Origin of the sequence: Microbacterium sp. E-13, assembly GCF_049912955.1 — a bacterium.
Taxonomy (GTDB): domain Bacteria; phylum Actinomycetota; class Actinomycetes; order Actinomycetales; family Microbacteriaceae; genus Microbacterium.
In genome coordinates this window covers 1,993,995-2,016,683 of record NZ_CP183973.1, presented here as the reverse complement: position 1 = coordinate 2,016,683, position 22,689 = coordinate 1,993,995, and the positions used below count along the sequence as shown (strand labels likewise).

Sequence of the window (22,689 nt, the reverse complement as noted above, 5' to 3'; positions counted from 1 at the left end):
GACGCGCCGGACCTCCGCTGCGTGCGCTCGTGGTCCTCAGAGCGCCGCTTGGAACGTCGCCAGGATCTGGGGGAGCGCCTCCTGCTTGTCGTAGTCCGAGGCCAGCTGGATGATCAGCACCACGTTGTTGCCCGCGTCATCCGCCGTCGACAGCGCCACCGCGCTCGTGGAAGCACCGCACGACCACTCCGAGTACACGCCCGCGTACCACCCGTCGTCGTACGGCTCGCCCGTCGCGACCGCCGAGCAGGCGTCCTCGAAGGTCGACGAGACGGTCGACAGGACGTCCTCGACCGACCGGCCGGCCTCGTCCGCGGCCATGAGCTGCACGCCCGCGCCCTCGTACCCGCCCCAGAAGGCGGCCAGGTCGGGAGCGGCGGTCACCGCGTACCACGGGGAGCCGTCGTCGGTCGTGAAGCCCTCGCCGTCGACCTGCGACCAGTCGGCGGGCACCGAGACACTCAGCACGCCGCTGTCGTCGGTGACGTCGGTGAATCCGCCCGCTTCGGCGGTCTCGCCGCCGAAGACGTTCGACGCCGTGACGGCGAGCTCCTGTCCGTTGATCTGCCCGTCCAGCAGCTGATCCGTGCTCGGGCGGTACACCTGCAGGTCGACGGTCGCATCCGCGCCCTGGGTGCGCAGGACCTGGCAGTACTCGGCCAGCGTCCCATCGCCCCCCACGCTCACACCGGCGAGCTTGTAGACGAGGTCTCCGGGCTCGATGCCGGCACGATCGGCGGGGCCGCCGGCATCCACCGACGACACCCACACGCCCGCGACCGAGCCGTCCTCGCTCACCCAGCCCTTGGCATTGATGCCGAGCGAGTCGACGTTCTTGCCCGCTGCCAGGTCGGCCACGGCCTCCTTCGCGACGTCGCGATGGATGGCGAAGTTGTAGTCGAGGCTGTCGTCGCCCGCATAGTTGACGCCGACCAGACGGCCCTTCTCATCGACGAGGGGACCGCCCGAGTTGCCGCCGCGGATGCGAGCGTCGTGCTCGATGACGTGATCGAGGGCGGCCCACTGGGTGTCGAGGGGGAAGTCGTCCTTGGAGACGATGCCGCGGGTGAGCGTGAACTGCTCGGCGGCACCCATCGGATATCCGGCGGAGTACACGTCCAGTCCGGTCGCGATGTCTCCCTCGTGCCAGGCGAGGAAGGGGTACCCCTCGCCGGAGAGCTGGATCACGGCCAGATCCAGGCACTCGGATGCTCCGAGGACGGTCGCGCGCACCTCCTTGCCCTCGTCGCCGCCGACGAACACGTTGAGCGTTCCCGCGCCGGTGACGACATGGTTGTTCGTGAGCACGAGCCCGTCTTCGCTGACGATGAAGCCGGAGCCGATCCACCTCCCTTCGGCGGGGTCGAGCGTGCCGGGGTCGATGAACGTCCCCTGGCCCTTGATGTAGACGGTCGCCGTCTGCAGGTCGTCGAATCCGACCGCGCGCGATTTCGCCTCGACCGGGGTGACCGGGCTCATGCATGCGGACAATGCGACTCCGCTGACGGCGACCACGGCGAGGGTGATCGCCGCGCGTCGCGGCTGACTGGTTGACACGTGTGCCTCCTCGGACAGGTGGAAGGAAGGATGTTGCCGCGACGGCGCGGCCCACCAGCCGTTCCACAGCACCTGTGGCGGCGGCATCCGATCATGAAAGAGCGGCCCGCCCGTCCCAGTGATACATCGGCGCCGCGCGAAGCCCCCGGCGGCGGCCCTGTGTCAGCCGGCGATCTCGGCCAGCGCCGAACGGATCACCACGATGTCGGTGCCGTACTCCGCGTCGGCGGCCGCCTGCCAGCTCCCGTCATCCCACACGACGTCGACCCACAGCCAGCCGTCCTGCGGGGCGGAGCCCAGGTACGACGCCCCCAGGCGCTCCGGAAGCTCGTCCTGGATCGCGGTCAGCGTCGCGTCGTCACCCGAGCCGGGCTTCCCGCCGGTCGGGTCCTCCGGTCGAACAGGGTCGTAGAGCGCGAGCATGGTCGGCGGCTGGGTCACGGTGAAGGTCTCGCCGTCGTACGTTCCCTGAACGGCATAGGCGCCCCAGGTCGTCTCGCCCGACGACTCCGCGCCGTCCACGCCCTCCCAGGTCCATCCCTCGAGTGGGATGCCCGAGCACTGCGGCGGGTACGACTCGGCCACCGCGTCCAGGCACAGCTGGACGTCGCCGCCGGCATCCAGCACCGTGCCGGTGGCGGTGACCTCCCCGTCGGGAGGAACCGGCGTGACCGCGCCGAGCCGGGGTGATGAGGGCGCGCTGCCCGGACCTGCGCTCGCGCAGGACGGCAGGAGGAGCGCGACGCAGGCGACGGCAGCGGCCAGGCCGAGCGGGCGACGAAGACCTTTCATGCATCGATGGTGTCGGGAGGGCCGCGATCGTCTCAGAACGGATGCCGCGGCCTCCGTGTTACACCGGCGTGCGCGTCGGACGCGAAACGGGGTGTAACCTTTTTCCATGCGCTTCGGCGGGCTTCTCCTTCTTAGCTGCCGCGACGAGACCTTGATCTAGGGCCTTCCTCGTCGCGGAGCTCTTCGTTGGCCCGCATCATCAGGCATCGAGCCGACCCCGAGCGGGGCCGACAGCTCGAACGGACGAGAGAAGCGACCACTCATGGAGAACAACCAGAAGCCCTCGGGCATGCCGACCCACAAGTATCGGCCGTTCCACGAGCAGATCACCGTCGATCTGCCCGACCGTACCTGGCCCGACCAGCGGATCACCACCGCGCCCCGATGGTGCGCGGTCGACCTGCGAGACGGCAACCAGGCCCTCATCGATCCGATGAGCCCCGAGCGCAAGCGCATCATGTTCGACCTCCTGGTGCAGATGGGTTACAAGGAGATCGAGGTCGGCTTCCCGTCGGCCAGTCAGACCGACTTCGACTTCGTGCGCCAGCTGATCGAAGAGAACCTGATCCCCGACGACGTGACCATCCAGGTTCTCACCCAGGCGCGCGAGCACCTCATCGAGCGCACGTACGAGGCGATCGCCGGCGCCAATCAGGCGATCGTGCACCTGTACAACTCGACCAGCGTGCTGCAGCGCGAGGTCGTCTTCCGCACCGACCGCCAGGGCATCATCGACATCGCGCTCGAGGGTGCGCGTCTGTGCCGCGAGTTCGAGAAGCGCATCCCCGAGACGAAGGTCTTCTACGAGTACTCGCCCGAGAGCTACACGGGCACCGAGCTCGAGTTCGCGCTCGACGTGTGCAACCAGGTGATCGAGGTCTTCGAGCCGACCCCGGACCGCAAGGTCATCATCAACCTGCCCGCCACCGTCGAGATGGCGACCCCCAACGTCTACGCCGACTCGATCGAATGGATGAGCCGCCGCCTCGCCCATCGCGAGAACGTCATCCTGTCGCTGCACCCGCACAACGACCGAGGCACCGCCATCGCCGCCTCCGAACTCGGCTACTTGGCCGGGGCCGACCGCATCGAGGGCTGCCTGTTCGGCAACGGCGAGCGCACCGGCAACGTCGACCTGGTGGCGCTGGGCATCAACCTGCTCACGCAGGGCATCGACCCCCAGATCGACTTCAGCGACATCGACCAGGTCAAGCGCACCGTCGAGTACTGCAACCAGCTCCCCGTCCACGAGCGCAGCCCGTGGGCCGGCGACCTGGTGTTCACCGCATTCAGCGGCTCGCACCAGGACGCGATCAAGAAGGGCTTCGAGGCGATGGACGCGCGTGCGGCCGCCGCCGGCGTCACTGTGGACCAGATCGAGTGGGCCGTGCCGTACCTGCCCATCGACCCGAAGGACCTGGGCCGCTCGTACGAGGCCGTCATCCGCGTCAACTCGCAGTCCGGCAAGGGCGGCGTCGCCTACCTCCTGAAGACCGACCACTCGCTGGACCTGCCCCGCAAGCTGCAGATCGACTTCTCGGGCGTCGTGCAGGCGAAGACCGACGCCGAGGGCGGCGAGGTCACGAGCGAGCAGATCTGGAAGATCTTCACCGACGAGTACCTGCCGTCCGACGTCGCCGACGAGCGGTGGGGGCGCTTCGAGCTGCTCTCGACCAGCACCCGCAGCGACCTGTCCGGCGATGTCGCTCTCGAGGTCACGCTGCGCGACGGCGACGACCGGTTCGAGGCGTCCGGTCACGGGAACGGCCCCGTGGCGGCGTTCCTCGAGATCGTCCGGGCCCAGGGCTTCGACGTCACGCTCTACGACTACGTCGAGCACGCACTGAGCGCCGGCGGCGACGCCCAGGCCGCGGCGTACATCGAACTGCAGGTCGACGGCGAACGCCTCTGGGGCGTCGGCATCGACTCGGACATCTCGACCGCATCGCTCAAAGCGATCGTGTCGGGCGTGAACCGCGCCATCCGTACGCGGCAGCGCTCCGGAGCCCTCGCGGGCGTCTGAACGCGAACCGTCGACGGGTGTGCGCGGCTGATCCCGCGCGCACCCGTCGGTGTTCGCGCACCCGCGACCGACACGCCGAGCCGGGACCGAACGCGGAGGCGTCAGGGCTCGACGATGTGGATCGCCGACGTCTCGACCGCCACCTTGCGGCGATACAGGGCGCGCTGCTCGGGGAGCGAGATGTCGAAGACCACCGCGAGCAGACGGATCACTGCGGTGACGACGATGCCGATCGCCGCGGCGATGACCACGTCCGCGCCTGCCTGCTGCGCAGCAGCGAGGACGAGGCATCCCACCCCCGCCGCGACGGCGTAGAGCGACCCCACGTGCATGATCGCGACCGGCAGCCCCATGATCACGTCCCGGAGGATGCCGCCGCCGACCGCGGCGCACACGCCGACGAACACCGCCGGCACGAGGGGGAGTCCGAGCAGGAGCGCCTTGCTGGTGCCGAATGCGCCGAACATGCCGATGACGAGCGCGTCGAGCCCCACGATGACGGCGTTGAGCCTCTGGAACAGTCCTGCCAGCAGCATCCCGAACAGGGCCGCTCCGGTGGCCGTGAGCAGGTACCAGTTGCTCTGCAGGGTGGTCGGGGTGACGTTGAGGAGGAGGTCGCGGATGAGACCGCCGCCCATGCCCATGACGATGCCGATGATCGCCACGCCGAGCAGATCGAGCCGGCGCTGGCCGCGGAATCCCGAGGCGAAAAGCGCCCCCTGGATGCCGCCGAGCCCCACGGCGACGAGGTCGGCCCAGAGCGGGATGACGAAGACCTGCTCGTTCACCACTCCATTCTGGTGCTGCGCGCAGCCGATCGGCGGACGGCACGGGGATAATTGACGGGTGCCCACCTACCGCGACGAGGTCGTGGTCCTTCGCACCCACAAGCTGGGGGAAGCCGACCGGATCGTGACCATGCTCAGCCGCCGCCACGGCAAGCTGCGCGCCGTCGCGAAGGGGGTGCGCCGTACATCGTCGCGCTTCGGCGCCCGACTCGAGCCGTTCATGGTCGCCGACGTGCAGCTCTATCAGGGGCGCTCGCTCGACATCGTCCAGCAGGCGGAGTCGCTGGGCTCGTACGGCGCCGACATCGTCGCCCATTACGACCGCTACACGTCGGCCCACGCCATGGTCGAGGCTGCCGACCGTCTCAATGAGGCGGAGGCGACGCCGCAGCAGTACCTGCTCCTGGTCGGGGGGCTGCGGGCGCTCTCGCGAGGCGAGCACGCATCGCGCAGCGTGCTCGACTCGTATCTGCTGCGCGCCATGGCGCTGTCGGGCTGGGCTCCGGGCCTCGCCGAGTGCGCCCGCTGCGGGCGCAGCGGCCCGCACGACACGTTCGTCGCACAGCAGGGTGGCGTGATCTGCCGCGACTGCGCACCCACGGGCGCCGCCCGCGTCGACCCCGCCACCGTTTCGCTGCTGCAATCCCTCATGGCGGGGGAGTGGGACGTGGTGGATGCCGCGTCCCCCGGCGCGACCGCCGCCGCCTCGGGTCTCATCGCGGCCTATGCGCAGTGGCACCTCGAGCGCGGCATCCGTTCGCTCTCCCACGTCTCGGCAGCACGGCAGGAAGGCCCCAGGTGACCCCGAAGCCCTACACGCACCGCGACGCGGTGCCCTACCGTCCGCTGGACTGGACCGGTGTGCACCCCCCGGAGTATCCGCGCGGCGCAGTGCCGAACCATGTGGCGATCGTCATGGACGGCAATGGGCGGTGGGCCAACCGCCGTGGGCTGACTCGCATCGAGGGGCACAAGGCGGGGGAGGCGGCGCTGCTCGACGTCGTCGCCGGGGCCATCCAGGCGGGCGTGAAGCACCTGTCGGTGTATGCGTTCTCGACCGAGAACTGGTCGCGCTCTCCCGAGGAGGTGCGCTTCCTCATGGGCTACAACCGCGATGTGCTGCACCGGCGCCGCGACCAGCTGAACGAGTGGGGGGTCCGCATCCAGTGGGCCGGCCGCAAGCCAAGACTGTGGTCGAGCGTGATCAAGGAGCTCCAGTTCGCCGAGCGGCTCACGATGGGCAACGACGTGCTGACGCTGACGATGTGCGTGAACTACGGGGGCCGCGTGGAACTCGTCGACGCGATGCGGTCGATCGCCGACGACGTGGCCGCCGGCCGCCTGAAGCCGTCGGCGGTCTCGGAGAAGCTCATCCAGCGCCGCCTGTACCGGCCTGACATGCCGGATGTCGACCTGTTCCTCCGGTCGAGCGGCGAACAGCGCACGTCGAACTTCCTGCTGTGGGAGTCGGCCTATGCCGAGTTCGTCTTCCTCGACACGCTGTGGCCCGATTTCACCCGCGAGGACCTCTGGCACGGGATCGACGTGTACCTCGGCCGACACCGTCGCTTCGGCGGCGCGGTCGACTCACCCACCGCACAGACGTCCTGAACCCCGCGGCCCGGGGTGCGCGGCGCTACCATCATCCCGTGCGACAGCCCCGAACACGGACCATGCGACTTCGTCGCGAGTCGTGGGGTTTCGCGGTCGGGTCGGTCTTCTTCGCCGTGGGTGTCGTCCCCTGGTACGCCGAGGCCGTCGGCCCGCTGTGGGATGCGGCGACGTTCTTCGCCGGGTCGGTCTTCTTCACCATGGCGGGGTTCATCCAGCTCGCCCTCAGCGGGCGGCGCCCGCCGAAGCGCTCGTCGTCGCCGGCGGAGTTCGCCGACTGGTGGTCGGCGGCGATCCAGTTCGCCGGCACGCTGCTGTTCAACGTGAGCACGGCCGCGGTGCTGGTGAGGACGATCCAGGATGCGTCGGCGGCGTCGACGGGATGGCGGCCGGATGCCTGGGGCTCGGCGGCGTTCCTCGTGTCGAGCGTCCTCGCCCTGGTCGCCGCGAGCCGTCGCCACGAGCTCTGGGACGCGGACGCACGCACCGCGCACGGCACCTGGCTGAACATGGCGGGATCCGTCGCCTTCGGCTATTCGGCGGTGGGAGCGTACGTCGTCCCCGCCACGGGCGACATCTACAACGCGGCCTGGGTGAACATCGGAACCTTCGTCGGCGCGGTGTGCTTCTTCCTCGCGGCCGTGCTCGCCCGGCGCTCGATCGGCTCGGAGCCTTCGGACCCAGCCTCGCTTCGCGATCGGACCCATTCGGCGGAATAGACGGGCGCATGGCGGGGGTTGTCCCGAGCATGACGGACGCCATCAAGATCGACGTGTGGAGCGATATCGCCTGCCCCTGGTGCTACATCGGCAAGCGCAACCTCGAGAACGGGCTGGCCGCGGCATCCGCGGATGACGACGCCCCGGCAGTGGAGGTGACCTACCACTCGTTCGAGCTGTCACCCGACACGCCGGTGGACTTCGAGGGCGACGAACTGGACTTCCTGGCGAAGCACAAGGGCATGCCGCGCGCGCAGGTGCAGCAGATGCTCGAGCGCGTCACCGGGGTCGCCGCCGACGCCGGGCTCGAGTACCGGTTCGACCTGCTCAAGCACACGAACACCGTGAAGGCTCACGAGCTTCTGCACTTCGCGAAGGAGCAGGGCCGTCAGCACGAGCTGGCCGAGCGCCTCATGGCCGCCTACTTCACCGAGGGCCGCCACCTGGGCCGCGAGGACGAGCTCGTGGATCTCGCCACGGATGCCGGACTCGACGCCGATGCCGCCCGGGCCGCTCTGCAGAGCGGCCGCTACCTCGACGCGGTGCGCGCCGACCAGGCTCAGGCTGCGGCCTACGGCATCAACGGGGTGCCGTTCTTCGTGATCGACGGCAAGTACGGCGTCTCCGGTGCGCAGCCGGCGGAGGCGTTCTCGCAGATCGTGCGCCAGGTGTGGGCCGAGCACCGCGAGCCGGCCGAGATCGACGCCTGAATCGACCCCGCCGAACGGGCCCGCCGCGCATCGCCGCGACGGGCCCGTCTGACGCTCAGTTCAGCGAGGCAGGTTCGCCTCGATGACCTCGACGATCGCAGCGTCGTCGGGCTTGACGTTGGGACGGAAGCGGTGGATGTCTCCCCCCGGCGTGAGCACGAACTTCTCGAAGTTCCACACGATCGGCCCTTTCTTGCCCTCGGCGTCGCGCGACTTCTTCAGCGCCTTGTAGACCGGGGCGGCGCCGGGGCCGTTCACCCTGACCTTGTCGAACACGGGGAACGTCACGCCCCAGGTGGTCGCGCAGTACTCGAGGATCTCGTCCATCGAGCCGGGCTCCTGCCCCATGAACTGGTTGCAGGGGAATCCCAGCACGGTGAATCCGCGGTCGGCATATGCCCGCTGGAGCTGCTCCAGCTGCTCGTACTGCGGAGTGAGGCCGCACCTCGAGGCGACGTTGACGACGAGGAGCACCCGGTCGCCGTAGTCCGCGAGCGTCGCCGTACCGCCATCGGCCGTGTGAAAAGGAATCTCGCGCAGGTCCGTCATCGTCGCCTCGGTCATCCCCCCAGGCTAAGCGACTCACACCCCGACGGGCCGTTCAGCCAAGGAACGGATTCCTGTACGAGAATGGAGACGTGACGACTGCCCTCGCCCCCGCGCGCACGCTGCGCATCGGGCCCATCGAACTCGACGCCCCCGTGGTGCTCGCGCCGATGGCCGGCATCACCAACACCGCCTTCCGGCGTTTGTGCCGCGAGTACGGAGCCGGTCTCTACGTCAGCGAGATGATCACGACGCGCGCCCTCGTGGAGCGGAACGCGACGACGATGCGGCTCATCACGCACCACGAGTCCGAGACTCCCCGCTCCATCCAGCTGTACGGTGTCGACCCCGCCACGACCGAGGCCGCGGTGCGCCTGCTCGTCGAAGAGGACCGCGCCGATCACATCGATCTGAACTTCGGCTGCCCCGTGCCCAAGGTGACCCGCAAGGGCGGAGGAGCGGCACTGCCGTGGAAGCTCGGGCTGTTCCGCGAGATCGTCACGCGCGCGGCGCGTGCCGCGGGCGACGTCCCGCTGACGGTCAAGATGCGCAAAGGCATCGACGCCGATCACCTGACCTATCTCGACGCGGGCCGCATCGCCGAAGACGCCGGCGTCGCCGCCGTCGCGCTGCACGCGCGCACGGCCTCCGAGTTCTACTCCGGCGAGGCGGACTGGTCGGCGATCGCGAAGCTCAAGGAGGCCGTCACGAGCGTGCCGGTGCTCGGCAACGGCGACATCTGGTCGGCCGCCGACGCCCAGCGCATGATGGCCGACACGGGCTGCGACGGCGTCGTGGTGGGGCGCGGATGCCTCGGCCGTCCGTGGCTCTTCGGCGACCTGGCACGCGCGCTCGGGGGGGCTGCAGCCGCGCCAGCCGAACCGGTCGACGCCACGCTCGGGTTCGTCTCGCGCGCTTTCCGCCGCCACGCCGAACTCCTCGTGGATTTCTTCGACGACGAGGGCCGTGGCTGCCGCGACATCCGCAAGCATGTCGCCTGGTACTTCAAGGGCTATCCGGTCGGAGGGGAGCTGCGCGCGAGCCTCGCCACCGCGTCGAGTCTCGCCGAGATCGACGACCTGCTGGCGACTCTCGACGCCGACGCGCCCTACCCGGGGGCGGCGGCAGAGGGTCAGCGGGGTCGCGCCGGCACACCCAAGCGGCCGGCCCTGCCGGACGGCTGGCTGAACTCCCGGGAGCTCAGCGCGGCGGCATCCACCGCCATCGCCGAAGCGGAACTCGACCACAGTGGCGGGTGACCTCGACAGGGCCGCGTCCGACCGTCCCGTGGGGTACCACGATGCCGACGCCGCCCGCTTCCACCCCGAGCGCCACCGGTCGCAGCGCGACGACTTCGCGCGCGACCGTGCGCGTGTGCTCCACTCCGCAGCACTGCGGCGCCTCGCGGCCAAGACGCAGGTGCTGAGCCCTGCGAGCCCCGCGGATTTCGCCCGCAACCGCTTGACGCACTCGCTCGAGGTCGCACAGGTCGGGCGGGAGCTCGCGACGGCGCTGGATCTCGCCGCCGACGTCGTCGACACAGCCTGCCTCAGCCACGATCTCGGGCACCCGCCGTTCGGCCACAACGGCGAGCGGGCGCTCAACGAATGGGCCGAGGGCTTCGGCGGATTCGAGGGCAACGCGCAGACCCTGCGCATCCTGACGCGCCTCGAGCCGAAGGTCATCGACACCGACGGCAGAAGCTTCGGCCTCAACCTCACGCGCGCGAGCCTCGACGCGTCCTGCAAGTACCCGTGGACCGCCGATCATCCGCTGCCCGACCCCGGCGGACGCCTCAAGTTCGGCGTCTACCCCGAGGACGAAGAGGTGTTCCGCTGGCTCCGGGCCGGCGCGCCGGGGCGCGTGCGCTGCATCGAGGCCGAGGTCATGGATCTGTCCGACGACATCGCCTACTCCGTCCACGACTTCGAAGACGCCGTCGTCAATGGCTACCTCGACCCCGCCCGCCTGATCGATCCGCGGGAGCACCAGTGGCTCCTGACGGCGATCCAGTCCTGGGTCGGCTTCGACTTCCCGCGCGACGAGCTCGAGGACGCCCTCTTCCGGCTCACCCGCATGCCCGAGTGGATCGACTCCTTCGACGGCACACGGGCCGCCCTGGCACGGCTGAAGAACCTCACCTCCGACCTCATCGGCCGCTTCGCGCGCGCCGCCACGACGGCGACCCGCGAGTCCTACGCGTCGACGGTGCTCACCCGTTATCGCGGACACCTCGTGGTGCCGCGGATCGTCGAGGCCGAGATGGCCGTGCTCAAGGGGATCATCGGCGCAGCGGTCGTCTCCATCGAGGGTCGCAAGGATCTCTACAAGGAACAGCGCCGCGTGCTCAAGCGCCTCGCGACCGCGCTCTGGGACCATCCGGAGGCGCTCGACCCGCTGCACACGGAGGATTTCCTCGCGGCGGACACGGATGCTGCACGCCGCCGGGTCGTCGTCGACCAGGTCGCGAGCCTCACCGACCAGCTGGCGATCGCATGGCACGGGTCGCTCGTCGGACCGGTGGATGCGGCATCCGTCGGCGTCTGGGCACCGGGGGCGCGCCCGATGGACGGCCCGGCACGCCGGCTGAGCGCTCCCTTCGAGGTGCGCTGATGGCGGGGCGCATTCGTCAAGCCGACGTCGACGAGGTCAAGGCGCGCACGAACATCGCCGACATCATCGGCGAGCGAGTCGCCCTGAAGTCGGCCGGCGTCGGGTCGATGAAGGGCCTGTGCCCGTTCCACGACGAGCGCAGCCCGAGCTTCAACGTGCGACCCCAGGCCGGCTTCTACCACTGCTTCGGGTGCGGCGAGTCGGGCGACGTGTACTCGTTCCTGCGCGCGATGGACCACGTCACGTTCACGGAGGCGGTGGAGCGTCTCGCGGGCCGCATCGGCTACACCCTGCACTACGAGGACGGCGGTGCCGCGCCGGAGCACACCGGGAGGGCGCGCCTGTACGCCGCGAACTCGGCCGCCGCCGCGTTCTTCCGTGCGCAGCTCATGGCGCCGGAGGCCGACATCGCGCGACGATTCCTGGGCCAGCGCGGATTCGATGCCGGCGCCGCGGCGCACTTCGGCGTCGGGTACGCACCCAAGGGGTGGTCGGGCATGCACTCGGCCCTGCGCGCACAGGGCTTCACCGACGAGGAGCTCAGCTCCGCCGGCCTGGTCTCGCAAGGACAGCGCGGCGTGTACGACCGCTTCCGCGGCCGGGTGGTGTGGCCGATCCGGGACGTGACCGGACAGGTCATCGGGTTCGGCGCACGGCGGCTGTACGACGACGACAACGGGCCCAAGTACCTCAACACCCCCGAGACCACGATCTACAAGAAGGCCCAGGTGCTGTACGGGCTCGACCTCGCCAAGCGCGACATCTCCCGTGAGCATCGGGTCGTCGTGGTCGAGGGCTACACCGACGTGATGGCCTGCCACCTGGCCGGGGTCACGACCGCGATCGCCACCTGCGGCACAGCATTCGGCTCGGACCACATCACCGTCCTCCGCCGCGTCATGGGCGACGATTCCACGGCAGGGGAGGTCGTCTTCACCTTCGACCCCGACGCCGCGGGTCAGAAGGCCGCGCTGCGCGCCTTCGCCGATGCCAAGCGCTTCAACGCCCAGACGTATGTGGCAACCGGCCCCGATGGCCTGGACCCCTGCGACCTGCGACTGAACCGCGGCGACGGTGCCGTGCGCGCGCTGCTCGAGACGAAGGCGCCGATGGTCGAGTTCGTGCTCGACCAGCGCATCGGCGGCTACGACCTCAGGAGCGTCGAGGGCAGAGTGGGCGCCCTCCGCACCGCCGCGCCGGTGGTGGCAGAGCTGCGCGACCCGCTGCTGCAGCCCGAGTACGTGCGCGTGCTCGCTCGGCGACTGGGGATGGACACCGAGGACGTGCGACGCGAGGTCGAGCGGGCGGGCAGGGGCGGCGCACAGCGTTCCGCGCCGACCGGCTCCGACGCGACCGGCCCGGCCACCGAGGACGGCGCACTGCGGGTGACGCTCGCCACCCTTCCCCGTACGCCCGACGTGGGACTCGAGCGGGACGCGCTGATGGGCGTGCTCCAGTTCGGCCACCGCATGGACGCGACGCTCGTCGCCCGCGCGCTCGAGCTGCCGTTCCGGCATCCCGCCCTCGACGCCGTCCGCACGGCGGTGAGAGACGCGCCCGACATGCAGCGACCCGGATGGTCGGTGGATGCCGTCGCCGCCGTGCGCGAGCCCTACCGGTCGCTCGCGGCGGAGCTCTTGGCCGGCGACTTCCCGGCGCTGAGCGATGACGCCGCGGTCGCGTCCGCCGGCGACCTCGCCCGGCGGCTCATCCTGCGCGGGTTCGACCGCGAGAAGGCGGAGCTCCTCGGTGCGATCCAGCGGGTGCCGGCCGACTCGGAGGAGGGCCGCCGGATTCGCCTGCACCTCCGTGAGCTCGACGCCCGGCGCCAGGAGCTCGTGGACGAGGCATCCTGATCCGCGCACGTCGACTGGCGGGCGCGTCGCGTCCCAGGGCAGGATGAGCACATGCCTCGAAGACGAGACGCGGATGTCGCGATCGACTGCTCGGACCTCTCGATCGCCCGCACCGGCCGCGGCGCCCCGAACCAGCGCGTCGTGGACGGGGTGTCGTTCCACCTGCTACGCGGCGGCACCCTGGCGGTGATGGGGCCCACCGGTTCGGGCAAGTCGTCGCTCGCCGCGGTGCTCGCCGGTGCCGACGAGTCGGGGCTGGCGGTCGTCGGCGGGAGCGGAGTGGTCGAGGGCATCCCGGTGCGGCGTCCCGGGCGGGCCCATCGCTACCTCACGTATTACGCCGGGTACCTCCCGCAGTCCGCGGGCGCGCATCTGCCTGCCCGCCTCACGGTGTCGGAGGTGATCAGCGAGCCGATCACGAGCCGCGACCGTCGAGTCAGCGCACGCGCGGTCGCCGTGCGCGTGGCCTCCTTGCTCGACGAGCTGATGCTGCCGCTCGGCGCGGCCGCGAAGTACCCGTACGAGCTGAGCGCGGGCATGCGGCAGCGCGTGGCCCTGGCGCGCGCCCTCGTGCTGCAGCCGCGCGTGCTGATCGCCGACGAGCCGTTCGCCAACATGGACGTCGAGGTGCGCAAGGCCGCGCGTGACGCCGTGCTGCGCCGCCGCGCCGAGCTGCGGATGGCGGCGCTCGTCGTGACCAACGAACCCGAGGTGGTGAACGAGCTCGACGCCGACGTCCTCGTACTGCGCGCGGGCCATGTGGTCGGTTACGGGCACGGGACCCGGGACCTGCTGTGGACTCCCGGCGGAGGCGCGGATCGGCGGCTCGTGAGCTCCTGATCGGCCGGCATGGTCATGAGCAGGGGCTGAGCTTTGCTAAGATGGACTGGTTGCCCGCGCGAGAGTGCGGCGCATTCCTCCATAGCTCAATTGGCAGAGCAATCGGCTGTTAACCGATAGGTTCTTGGTTCGAGTCCAAGTGGGGGAGCGAAGGCCCCGAGGCTCCACCCTCGGGGCCTTTTTCGTCCCCGGGATCGAGCGAGGAGTCCACATGGCGGGTCGTGCGAAGCCGTCACCGCGGCTGGCGGTCGAAGGCGGTGTTCCGGCCCCGGCGCCGCTGCACCGATCCGTCCCGCTGTTCATCGCGCTCGTGGTGTTCGCCGGTGCGGTCGCGTGGGTCGGGCTCGTGGTGCTCTTCGGAGGGCAACCGCTCATGCTGCTGGTCTCCGCGCCTCCGCCGTGGCTCTTCCTCGCACTCGTGCCGTCCGTCGCCGCCATCCTGCTCGCTCTCCGCGGGGTCGCCGTGTGGTCGCTGGGACTGGCTGCCCTGAGCCTCTGGCTCGTGCCGACCGGGGTCGCGACGATCGCCGTCGTTGCCATCGCGTTGTTCAAGGTCCGCAGCATCCGACGCCAGTGGGCCGCGCACGACCTCGACACCGTCGTTGCGACGGCCGCCGCGCACCGACTTCCGGTGCTGGTGGTGCAGCACGTCGCCGGAAAGCCCGGCGCGCGTCGGTCGACCGACACCACTCAGGTGCAGGTGAAGGACGTCGATACCGGCGAACTCTCGACCGCGCGGGTGTGGGGGCCGATGCGTGTGGGCACGACGCTCGTGCGCCAGGGCATGAACGTGATCGCGCAGGCGCCTCCGGGTGCGGATGCCGAGCTGCGCCGATGGGTGGAGCGCCAGAACCGCCGCGAAGACGGCTGATCAGGCGTCGAGATCGTCGATGCCGGGCGTCCAGGCGCTGCCGGGGCGGCCCCACCCGCGCTTGCGGGCGATCTTCTGCACCGTCTTCCAGTCGCCGTCGTCGAGGCGGTCGACGTAGAGGATCCCGTCGAGGTGGTCGAACTCGTGCTGCATGATGCGCGCACGCCAGCCGTCCACCTGCAGGCGCACCTCGGCGCCCTCCAGGTCGGTGCCCGTCACGAGCACCTCGCCGGACCGCCGCAGCGGGAATCGCTCGCCCGGGAACGACAGGCACCCCTCCGACTCCTCGTCGGGGTCGGGTGCGCCCGGCTCGAGGGGTCTCATCCACAGCTCGGGGTTGATGATCACGCCGCGCCAGGGATTTCCCTCGTCGTCTGCGTACGAGTAGGTGTAGATCCGCAGGGCGACGCCCACCTGGGGGGCCGCCAGGCCCACGCCGGGTGCGGCATCCATCGTCGCGAACATGTCGCCGACCAGCGTGCGGATCTCGTCGGTGATCTCTTCGACGGCGGACGCGGGGGCGTGCAGCACGGGATCACCCATGATGCGAATCGGGAGAACAGCCACGCCTTGAGCCTACCGAGCGACGCCTGCGGCTAGTGTCGACGTGTGGTGTGGACGTCGGTAGAGCTCGAGGATGTGGGCGACCAGCTGGTCGGCGCGTTCCAGAACCCCGGCATCCTCATCGGCATCCCGCTGGCTCTCCTCGGCGCCGTCTTCATGTCGTTCGGCGCGCAGTACCAGCACCGGGGCGTGACGAAGGTCGAGCGCCTCTACGGCGGCCAGCACGACGGCGGACTCGGAGCCGGTCACCTCGTGAAGCTCCTGGCGCGTCCTTCCTGGGTCATCGGCAGCGTCATGCTGGGACTCGCCATCGTGTGCCAGCTCTCCGCGCTCGCCTTCGCGCCGCTCATCGTCGTGCAGCCTCTGGGTGCGATAGCGCTGGTCATCACGACCCTTCTGAATGCGCAGATCAGCGGGCACCGGCCCACGAGGCGCTCGCTGACCGCGATCGGCGCCTGCGTCGGCGGCATCTTCGTCTTCGTCACGATCGCGGCGCTGTTCGCCACCGAGAAGTCAGTGGCCAATTGGCAGCTCATCACGATCCTCGTTCTGCTCGGGGTCGTCACCATCGTCTTCGCGGGGCTGTGGGTCTGGCTGCGCGCGCGAATGGGAGCGCTGTTCTACATCATCGCGGCCGGCGTGATCTACGGCTTCGTGGCAACCCTCGCGAAGGTCGTCATCGAGCGCATCAAAGACGGCAACTTCAACTGGCTGACCTTCGCCTGCCTGGCGGCGCTCATCACCGGGGCCATCGTGGGGGCGTACTTCGTGCAGAACGCCTACGCCTCGGGCCCGCCCGACCTCGTGGTGGCAGGACTGACCGTCATCGACCCCATCGTCGCCATCATCATCGGCCTCACCGTGCTGCAGGAGGCCGCCGGCGCCCCGCTGTGGGTGTACATCGCCTTCGGGATCGTGGGTGCCGTGGCCGTGTGGGGCGTCTTCCAGCTCGCCCGGCACCACCCGCAGGTCGTGAGCGACAGCCAGGAGCTTCCGATCGAGCGGGGGAGCGGCGCGGTGGCCCCGGATGCCGCCCACCCGCACACCGGTTCCGTCAAGGTGACCGAGGCCGTCGCCAAGGTATGGCCCGAGCCGCCGGTGAAAGACCCGGCCGACAGGCCCGACCCGCGCTGACGCGCGCAGCGCGCTGCGCCGGACGGTAGGCTCGACTGCGCACTCCAGTGCGTGAACGGGGCGGTGGCCAAGCTGGTCAAGGCAGCGGGCTCATAACCCGACGATCGTGGGTTCAAGTCCCACCCGCCCTACGCGAGAGGACCTCCGCTGCCCGACGGGCCGCGGAGGTCTTCTGCGGTTTCCGACCGGGCGTGAGAATTCGTTCATACCCCTAACTTTCGGAGGGGGAACCACTGACGCGCGCGCTCCTTTGGCGGTAGCGTCAGCGGCATCCAATGTCCCCTTGCTCCTCCTGGAGGCGAACAATGAAGTTCTTGCAGAGGCTCGGAAGATCGATCATGCTGCCGGTGGCTGTGCTGCCGGTTGCTGCGATCCTGTCCGGAATCTCGTACTGGATCAGCGACGGCGGCAAGAGCCCCAATATCGCTTCGGCGTTCCTGGGCGCCGCCGGCGGATCCCTCCTCGACAACATGGCGCTGCTGTTCGCCGTCGGCATCGCGTTGGGCATGGCCCAGAAGTCCGACGGCACCTCGGCGCTCGCGGGTCTCGTCTCGTGGTTGGTCGTGACGACGCTCCTCAGGCCCGAGACGGTTGCGCTCTACACAGGGGTGGCCGACGTCAACGACGTCGACCCCTCCTTCCTGAAGGTGCAGAACGTCTTCGTCGGCATCATCTGCGGCCTGATAGGCGCGTTCTGCTACAACCGCTTCAAGGACACCAGGCTGCCGGACGCGCTGTCGTTCTTCTCGGGCAAGCGCTCGGTCGCGATCGTCACGGCAGGCGTCTCACTCGTCGTGGCCATCGCGCTGTACTTCGTCTGGCCGTGGGTCTACGGCGGACTGGTCACGTTCGGCGAGTGGATCGTCACCCTCGGACCCGTGGGCACCGGCATCTACGGCTTCCTGAACCGGCTGCTCATCCCCGTCGGCCTCCATCACGCGCTCAACTCGGTGTTCTGGTTCGACGTCGCAGGCATCAACGACCTCAACAACTTCCTCTCGGGTGAGGGCACGTACGGAGTCACAGGCCAGTACATGACGGGCTTCTTCCCCATCATGATGTTCGGCCTCCCCGGCGCCGCCCTCGCGATGTACCTGACGGCGAAGACGACGCGCAAGAGGCTCGCCTACGGCATCCTCCTCGCCGGCGCGATCTCGTCGTTCTTCGTCGGTGTCACCGAGCCTCTCGAGTTCGCCTTCATGTTCCTGGCGCCCGTGCTGTACGTCACGCACGCCCTGTTCACCGGCATCTCGATGGCGATCAGCCAGATCCTCCCGGTTCGCATGGGCTTCGGCTTCTCGGCCGGATTCGTGGACCTCGTCCTCAACTGGATGAACCCGATGGCACAGAACCCGTGGCTCATTCCCGTCATGGGCGTCTTCTGGTTCTTCGTCTACTTCGGGGTCTTCTACTTCTTCATCAAGCGGTTCAACCTGAAGACCCCGGGCCGCGAGGACGACGACATCCTCGCGGAGGGCACCGAGTACGACACGCACGTCGGGGACGACAAGTACCTCGTCACCGGCAGCCGCTTCATCGACGCGCTCGGCGGCAAGGACAACATCCTCGAGCTCGAGAACTGCGCGACGCGCTTGCGCATGGAGATCGACGACGTGAGCAAGGTCGATGACACCGCGCTCAAGCGCGCCGGTGCCGCGGGCACGATGAAGCCGGGCGGCAAGTCGGTGCAGGTGGTCTACGGTACGAACGTCCAGTTCGTGAAAGACGCGATGGAGCAGATCATGTCGGGCCGGGTCGATGCGCCCACGCCCGCTGCCCCTGAGCCGGCCATCGCACCGGCCGCGACCGCCACGGCTGTCCGCACGGACGCGCCGACGACCACCGTGACACTGCGCCAGCCCCTCGAGGGCACCGTGGTGCCGCTGAGCCAGGTGCCGGACCCGACCTTCGCGCAGGGCATCATGGGCCCTGGCGTCGCCATCGAACCGACCGGCGACACGGTGGTGGCGCCGGCGGACGGCACGATCGGGGCGACGTTCGACAGCAGCCACGCGGTGGCCCTGGTGCTGGGTGACGGCACGGAGCTGCTGATCCACGTCGGCATCGACACCGTCGACATGAAGGGAGACGGCTTCCGGACCCTGATCGAGAAGGGGCAGAAGGTCACGGCGGGCACGCCGCTCCTGAAGTTCGACCTGGCGAAGATCACGGCGGCCGGTCACCCGTCGATCACCCCGGTGATCGTCCTCAACAACGAGAACGCCGCGGTCGCGTTCGAGTGACGCTCGCCGGCGTCTGACAGTGGGCGGGACGGATGCCTCGGCACGAGGCATCCGCCCCGCTCGTCACATCGCGTTGCCGATGTAGGAGTACTTGACGAAGACTTCCGGGGCGAGACCCGCCTCTTCGAGCACGCCCTGCACGGCACTGAGCATGTAGCTCGAGTCCCAGCCCATGTAGAGCGAGTGCTCATCATCCAGGCGATCCCACTGGCCGTTCCAGGACTGCGCCGAGTAGACGGGGCCGCCCCGGCGTGCGCTGTACGCCACCACCGCCTCGCGGGAGTCGGCCCACAGCCGCTTGAAGACCCGGTTGAAGAGGTACTTGACGTCCGGCACCTCCCAGTGCTCGCCGCAGTACTCCACGTACGACCACTCGCGGTGCCAGCCCGGGGGCCAGCCGCGCCGGCGGACCGCGTCGAGAATCGGCGTCAGCCCGTCGTCGTCGATCGCCGGACCGCCGGGGCGCGGGAAGATCTCCACGAAGCGGTCGGTGAGCTCGCGGGAGCGCGCCGCGATCGCGGCCGTGCCCCACGCGGGCAACTGCGCCAGCGAGGCGGTCGTCGCGACCGCGCTCTGCGCGTAGAGCGCCTGCTTCTCGGGGAACGATCGGTCGAAGGCCCTCATCGCCAGGTGTTCCTCGAGCACCGTCAGATTGCCGATCGTCTTCGCGAGAGCGCGATGGCTGTTCTGCTCGTCATCGCTGTACGCCGCCCACTCGCGTACGCCGTCGCCGGTCCACGCGTCACCCGGAGCGAGCGGGAAGATGTGCTCCACATCCAGTCCCAACACGCCGTCGACGCCGGCGATGCGCCCCAGGACGTACCGGTCGTGGGGCAACTCGGAGTACTTGAGCGCGACACCGACGCGCTCGTCGGAGGGAGTGATGCGCGAGATCGCCGAGACGAGCGCGTCGCGGCCCTCCGCGCGAGCCCGGCACAGACGGGCCACGAGACGATCGACGCCCGTGCCGACCACCGATCGCCGGATCAGGAGGGACTGGACCATCTCCAGCGTCGCGATGAGGTCGGCGCGCGGCGTCGTGCCCAGCTCGAAGTCGCGGTACTCGCGCATGATCAGCGGGTACATCCCGGTGCCGAACGTCCCGAGGTAGGCGAGCTGACGCGCGATCTCGGAATCAGGAGCCTCGTCCGGCTGCAGGAGCACCCGGTACACACGCGAAAGCGCACGCCACTCGTCGGCGTGGCGCCGCAGGGCGGTGATCTCCAGCCGCGGGAACTCATGGCGGAACGCGTCGTACACGCCACGGCCGCCGACGACGCTGACCTCGCGGCCGGTCGTCATGACGAGGTACTGGCGCCAGAACTCCGCGATCGAGTCACCCGTGTTCGCCTCGATCGCCTGCCAGTACTCGGCCTCGATCTCGCGCTGCTCGGCGTGATTCAGGCCCATCAGCACGTAGTTGTGTATGAGTTCGTGATCGCGCAGCGGCTCGCCGGTCGAATTGAGGCTCTCGAAGATCTGCTGGGCGTTGGCACCGGTGCCGAGGGTGATGGCGACGTGCTCCAGCTTCTGGAGCCCGCGCCAGATATGGGGAGCCTCCTCGAGACTGATCTGACTGCGGAAGAACGCGTAGTTGTCGTCGAACCGCGAGTCGCGGTGCTCTCCCGGGGGGAGCGGAAGGTCGAGCACGACGCGTTCGTACACGGTCGCCCACGCCTGATGCGGCCGGAGCTTCGTGCGCCCTGGTTCGTGGGAGTGGACGAGCACGCGCTGCAGCTGGTCGGCGAGGTCCGGGTCGGACTCCAGAACGGTGTGATGGAGTGCGGCGACCAGCAGCATGAGCGTGGTGGTGCGCTGCTGGCCATCGATCAGCACGAGCTCGGCATCCTCGCCGTCGCCGCTCGCCGACGACAGGATCGATCCGATGAAGTGCATGCGGCTGTCATCCAGATCGGCGACGGCGCGGATGTCGGACAGGAGCTGCTCGCACCCGCCGATGTCCCACCGGTACTGCCGCTGATAGACCGGGACGACGATCGTCCAGTCCGCGGCCGAGAGCCATCCGATGGTGTTGACAGCAGTCGCATCGACGTTCGTGGCAGTGACCATGGCGGCTCCAGTCTAGGCGCGCCATCAGGGCGGAGCCGGGCTCCACGGCGGCGAGCGGATATTCACGGCTCGGTCACGGGGGCGCGGAAAACCCGCGAGGTAGGCTTGCCTAAGTTGAGCCTGTTAAAACGTGCTGGTTCACTGACCGAAAGGCATGATCCGTCATGGGTTATATCAAGTCCGCCGCTCTCGATGAGACCGGCTTCGTGGTGCTCGACTCCTACAACGAGGAGATCGACCCGCAGGAATGGCTGTCGATCGAGTACGTCGACTGGAAGTCGTCGGGTGACACCCGCTTCGCGCCGCTGGCCTCCGCCAAGGGTGAGATCGAGTGCAACGGCTTCTGGAACCACACCCCGCCGCGCACCGACAAGGATGGCGTCTGGATTCCCGAGCAGACCGAGAAGGCGCCGACCCTGACGCGCCGCGCCCAGGAGCCGGGGTCGAACGTCGGCCGCTGCCGCGTCATCGAGCTGCAGCCGAACACCTACGCCGACGCGCTGTACAACCTCCACCAGGACGACAACAACCGCCTCAACCCCGACGGCACCGGCTGGGTCGTGCGTGGCTTCTTCAACCTCACCGATGACAAGACCAGCTACTTCGTGCTGCGGGAGAACCGCACCGACCCGAGCATCGAGTACCGGGTGGCCCTGCCTGCCGGCGCCCAGCTCATCGTCGACACGCAGCGACTCTGGCACGCCGTGCACCACGACGGCACCGAGCCGCGCTACTGCCTCATCACGTCGTGGGAATCCGGCCCCGAGCTCGATGCCTACATGGAGAAGTACCACGCCAGGCCGACCACGGAGTACGTCGATGTGCCGCAGGTCGTGCTCGACGCCGGTCAGGCGGAGCAGGCCCGCCGCGACGCCGCCCGCGCCGCGTACTACGCCGCCAAGGGAAAGGCGGAGGTCCTGGCGATGAGCGAGGCCTGAGCCTCCTGACTCCTCCTGCGCCCGCAAGCGCCTCTGAGACCGCAAGTGGAGGGCGGTGGAATCACATACTTGTGATTCCACCGCCCTTCCGGCGATAATGGCCGCAGCACAATCGAACAGCACGTCGTGACGCCGTCACAGGTCGTAGGGGAAGACGCACCTGACGAACGGAGAGATCATGGCGACACAAAAAGCGCGTGGGGTGATCTTCATCCACTCCGCGCCGCGTGCGTTGTGCCCCCACCTCGAGTGGGCAGTCGGCCGGGCGCTCGGAAGAGCCGTCAGCTTCGACTGGGCCGACCAGCCGGTCCTCGCCGGCAGCCGCCGCGCGGAGTTCTACTGGGAGGGAGCGGCCGGCACCGGGTCTGCGCTCGCGACCGCGATCCGCGGGTGGGAGCACCTGCGCTTCGAGGTAACCGAGGATCCCACGCCCCGCAGCGACGGCGGCCGATGGCTGCACACGCCGGGACTCGGCATCCACTACGCCCAGACCGACACCGCCGGCAACGTGGTGATCGGCGAAGACCGCATCCGATACGCCATGGAGATCGCCGGCGGCGATGCGATCGAGCTGCAGCGCGAACTCCATGTCGCGCTCGGTGCCGCATGGGACGAGGAGCTCGAGCCCTTCCGGCACGCGAGCGACGACGCACCCGTCGTCTGGCTGCACAAGGTCGGCTGACCGCGCCGCGCCCACAGCCCACGCACGCGGACGGTGCGAGGCGCCATTACCGAGGCTCGGAGACGCAATCCCGGGCAGCGGGAACGCGAACCACCGCCCCCACGACAGACGCCCCCGGTCGGCTTCACCGGG

20 protein-coding genes and 2 tRNA genes are annotated in these 22,689 nt (G+C 69.3%); 16 read left to right on the top strand and 6 right to left on the bottom strand.

The window, feature by feature from the left end; all coding sequences use genetic code 11:
- Nucleotides 1-36: 36 nt before the first annotated feature.
- On the bottom strand, nt 37-1,557 hold the full coding sequence (locus ACN9MP_RS09190; protein ID WP_426325871.1) for a S1C family serine protease: 1,521 nt from the start codon (nt 1,555-1,557) through the stop codon (nt 37-39).
- Between the two features lie 162 nt (nt 1,558-1,719).
- Entirely contained in the window at nt 1,720-2,349 is a 630-nt protein-coding gene (locus ACN9MP_RS09185; RefSeq protein ID WP_426325869.1) for a hypothetical protein, read from the bottom strand.
- 262 nt (nt 2,350-2,611) lie between these two features.
- Between ACN9MP_RS09185 and leuA the strand changes: the two genes are divergently transcribed.
- Nucleotides 2,612-4,372 (top strand): 2-isopropylmalate synthase, encoded by a 1,761-nt coding sequence (gene leuA / locus ACN9MP_RS09180; RefSeq protein ID WP_426325867.1) that lies wholly within the window; start codon nt 2,612-2,614, stop codon nt 4,370-4,372.
- Between the two features lie 101 nt (nt 4,373-4,473).
- Here leuA and ACN9MP_RS09175 read toward each other — a convergent pair whose 3' ends face one another.
- Nucleotides 4,474-5,160 carry a trimeric intracellular cation channel family protein gene (locus tag ACN9MP_RS09175; protein ID WP_426325866.1) on the bottom strand — a complete coding sequence of 229 codons (687 nt, stop codon included), beginning with the start codon at nt 5,158-5,160 and terminating at the stop codon, nt 4,474-4,476.
- A 58-nt stretch (nt 5,161-5,218) separates the two neighbouring features.
- Between ACN9MP_RS09175 and recO the strand changes: the two genes are divergently transcribed.
- Genes recO through ACN9MP_RS09155 form a run of 4 tightly spaced genes read left to right on the top strand, consistent with a single transcriptional unit; the run spans nt 5,219 to nt 8,200 of the window.
- Entirely contained in the window at nt 5,219-5,962 is a 744-nt protein-coding gene (gene recO / locus ACN9MP_RS09170) for a DNA repair protein RecO (RefSeq protein WP_426325864.1), read from the top strand.
- Nucleotides 5,959-6,771, top strand: coding sequence for an isoprenyl transferase (locus ACN9MP_RS09165; protein WP_426325857.1), 813 nt, complete (start codon nt 5,959-5,961; stop codon nt 6,769-6,771). The genes recO and ACN9MP_RS09165 overlap by 4 nt, the downstream gene beginning before the upstream one ends.
- 38 nt (nt 6,772-6,809) lie before the next feature.
- Nucleotides 6,810-7,490 (top strand): hypothetical protein, encoded by a 681-nt coding sequence (locus ACN9MP_RS09160; RefSeq protein ID WP_426325855.1) that lies wholly within the window; start codon nt 6,810-6,812, stop codon nt 7,488-7,490.
- 29 nt (nt 7,491-7,519) lie between these two features.
- Nucleotides 7,520-8,200 (top strand): DsbA family oxidoreductase, encoded by a 681-nt coding sequence (locus tag ACN9MP_RS09155; RefSeq protein WP_426325964.1) that lies wholly within the window; start codon nt 7,520-7,522, stop codon nt 8,198-8,200.
- 60 nt (nt 8,201-8,260) lie between these two features.
- Here ACN9MP_RS09155 and ACN9MP_RS09150 read toward each other — a convergent pair whose 3' ends face one another.
- Nucleotides 8,261-8,764 carry a glutathione peroxidase gene (locus ACN9MP_RS09150; protein WP_426325853.1) on the bottom strand — a complete coding sequence of 168 codons (504 nt, stop codon included), beginning with the start codon at nt 8,762-8,764 and terminating at the stop codon, nt 8,261-8,263.
- Nucleotides 8,765-8,838: 74 nt separating this feature from the next.
- Between ACN9MP_RS09150 and dusB the strand changes: the two genes are divergently transcribed.
- The 6 genes from dusB (at nt 8,839) to ACN9MP_RS09120 (ending at nt 14,926) form a co-directional block, all read left to right on the top strand.
- A complete protein-coding gene (gene dusB / locus ACN9MP_RS09145) occupies nt 8,839-10,005 on the top strand; it encodes a tRNA dihydrouridine synthase DusB (protein WP_426325851.1) in 1,167 nt (388 codons plus the stop codon).
- On the top strand, nt 9,995-11,359 hold the full coding sequence (locus ACN9MP_RS09140) for a deoxyguanosinetriphosphate triphosphohydrolase (RefSeq protein WP_426325849.1): 1,365 nt from the start codon (nt 9,995-9,997) through the stop codon (nt 11,357-11,359). The genes dusB and ACN9MP_RS09140 overlap by 11 nt, the downstream gene beginning before the upstream one ends.
- Nucleotides 11,359-13,215, top strand: a complete 1,857-nt coding sequence (gene dnaG, locus ACN9MP_RS09135) for a DNA primase (protein ID WP_426325848.1) — start codon at nt 11,359-11,361, stop codon at nt 13,213-13,215. The genes ACN9MP_RS09140 and dnaG overlap by 1 nt, the downstream gene beginning before the upstream one ends.
- Nucleotides 13,216-13,266: 51 nt before the next feature.
- Nucleotides 13,267-14,055 carry an ATP-binding cassette domain-containing protein gene (locus ACN9MP_RS09130; protein ID WP_426325846.1) on the top strand — a complete coding sequence of 263 codons (789 nt, stop codon included), beginning with the start codon at nt 13,267-13,269 and terminating at the stop codon, nt 14,053-14,055.
- Nucleotides 14,056-14,130: 75 nt separating this feature from the next.
- Nucleotides 14,131-14,203, top strand: a tRNA-Asn gene (locus ACN9MP_RS09125).
- Nucleotides 14,204-14,266: 63 nt separating this feature from the next.
- Nucleotides 14,267-14,926, top strand: coding sequence for a hypothetical protein (locus tag ACN9MP_RS09120; RefSeq protein WP_426325844.1), 660 nt, complete (start codon nt 14,267-14,269; stop codon nt 14,924-14,926).
- Here the strand turns inward: ACN9MP_RS09120 and def are convergent, their stop codons facing one another.
- A complete protein-coding gene (gene def / locus ACN9MP_RS09115; protein ID WP_426325842.1) occupies nt 14,927-15,493 on the bottom strand; it encodes a peptide deformylase in 567 nt (188 codons plus the stop codon).
- 42 nt (nt 15,494-15,535) lie between these two features.
- Between def and ACN9MP_RS09110 the strand changes: the two genes are divergently transcribed.
- From ACN9MP_RS09110 to nagE, 3 genes are all read left to right on the top strand, one after another.
- Entirely contained in the window at nt 15,536-16,624 is a 1,089-nt protein-coding gene (locus tag ACN9MP_RS09110) for a DMT family transporter (protein ID WP_426325840.1), read from the top strand.
- 57 nt (nt 16,625-16,681) lie between these two features.
- Nucleotides 16,682-16,755 (top strand) — tRNA-Ile (locus ACN9MP_RS09105).
- A gap of 174 nt (nt 16,756-16,929) precedes the next feature.
- Entirely contained in the window at nt 16,930-18,867 is a 1,938-nt protein-coding gene (nagE, locus tag ACN9MP_RS09100) for an N-acetylglucosamine-specific PTS transporter subunit IIBC (protein ID WP_426325838.1), read from the top strand.
- 63 nt (nt 18,868-18,930) lie between these two features.
- On the opposite strand, the gene ACN9MP_RS09095 is transcribed toward nagE, so the two are convergent.
- Entirely contained in the window at nt 18,931-20,937 is a 2,007-nt protein-coding gene (locus tag ACN9MP_RS09095) for a DUF262 domain-containing protein (RefSeq protein WP_426325836.1), read from the bottom strand.
- 164 nt (nt 20,938-21,101) lie between these two features.
- Between ACN9MP_RS09095 and ACN9MP_RS09090 the strand changes: the two genes are divergently transcribed.
- Nucleotides 21,102-21,875, top strand: coding sequence for a hypothetical protein (locus ACN9MP_RS09090; RefSeq protein WP_426325834.1), 774 nt, complete (start codon nt 21,102-21,104; stop codon nt 21,873-21,875).
- 178 nt (nt 21,876-22,053) lie between these two features.
- Nucleotides 22,054-22,557 carry a DUF3145 domain-containing protein gene (locus ACN9MP_RS09085; RefSeq protein WP_426325832.1) on the top strand — a complete coding sequence of 168 codons (504 nt, stop codon included), beginning with the start codon at nt 22,054-22,056 and terminating at the stop codon, nt 22,555-22,557.
- Nucleotides 22,558-22,689 lie beyond the last annotated feature (132 nt).

What these genes read in the sequence shown, in the direction of transcription:
- ACN9MP_RS09185 (WP_426325869.1), bottom strand. Translation starts at nt 2,349, where the DNA reads ATGAAAGGTCTTCGTCGCCCGCTCGGCCTGGCCGCTGCCGTCGCCTGC.
- leuA (WP_426325867.1), top strand. Translation starts at nt 2,612, where the DNA reads ATGGAGAACAACCAGAAGCCCTCGGGCATGCCGACCCACAAGTATCGG.
- ACN9MP_RS09155 (WP_426325964.1), top strand. Translation starts at nt 7,520, where the DNA reads ATGACGGACGCCATCAAGATCGACGTGTGGAGCGATATCGCCTGCCCC.
- ACN9MP_RS09150 (WP_426325853.1), bottom strand. Translation starts at nt 8,764, where the DNA reads ATGACCGAGGCGACGATGACGGACCTGCGCGAGATTCCTTTTCACACG.
- dnaG (WP_426325848.1), top strand. Translation starts at nt 11,359, where the DNA reads ATGGCGGGGCGCATTCGTCAAGCCGACGTCGACGAGGTCAAGGCGCGC.
- ACN9MP_RS09130 (WP_426325846.1), top strand. Translation starts at nt 13,267, where the DNA reads ATGCCTCGAAGACGAGACGCGGATGTCGCGATCGACTGCTCGGACCTC.
- ACN9MP_RS09120 (WP_426325844.1), top strand. Translation starts at nt 14,267, where the DNA reads ATGGCGGGTCGTGCGAAGCCGTCACCGCGGCTGGCGGTCGAAGGCGGT.
- nagE (WP_426325838.1), top strand. Translation starts at nt 16,930, where the DNA reads ATGAAGTTCTTGCAGAGGCTCGGAAGATCGATCATGCTGCCGGTGGCT.
- ACN9MP_RS09095 (WP_426325836.1), bottom strand. Translation starts at nt 20,937, where the DNA reads ATGGTCACTGCCACGAACGTCGATGCGACTGCTGTCAACACCATCGGA.
- ACN9MP_RS09090 (WP_426325834.1), top strand. Translation starts at nt 21,102, where the DNA reads ATGGGTTATATCAAGTCCGCCGCTCTCGATGAGACCGGCTTCGTGGTG.
- ACN9MP_RS09085 (WP_426325832.1), top strand. Translation starts at nt 22,054, where the DNA reads ATGGCGACACAAAAAGCGCGTGGGGTGATCTTCATCCACTCCGCGCCG.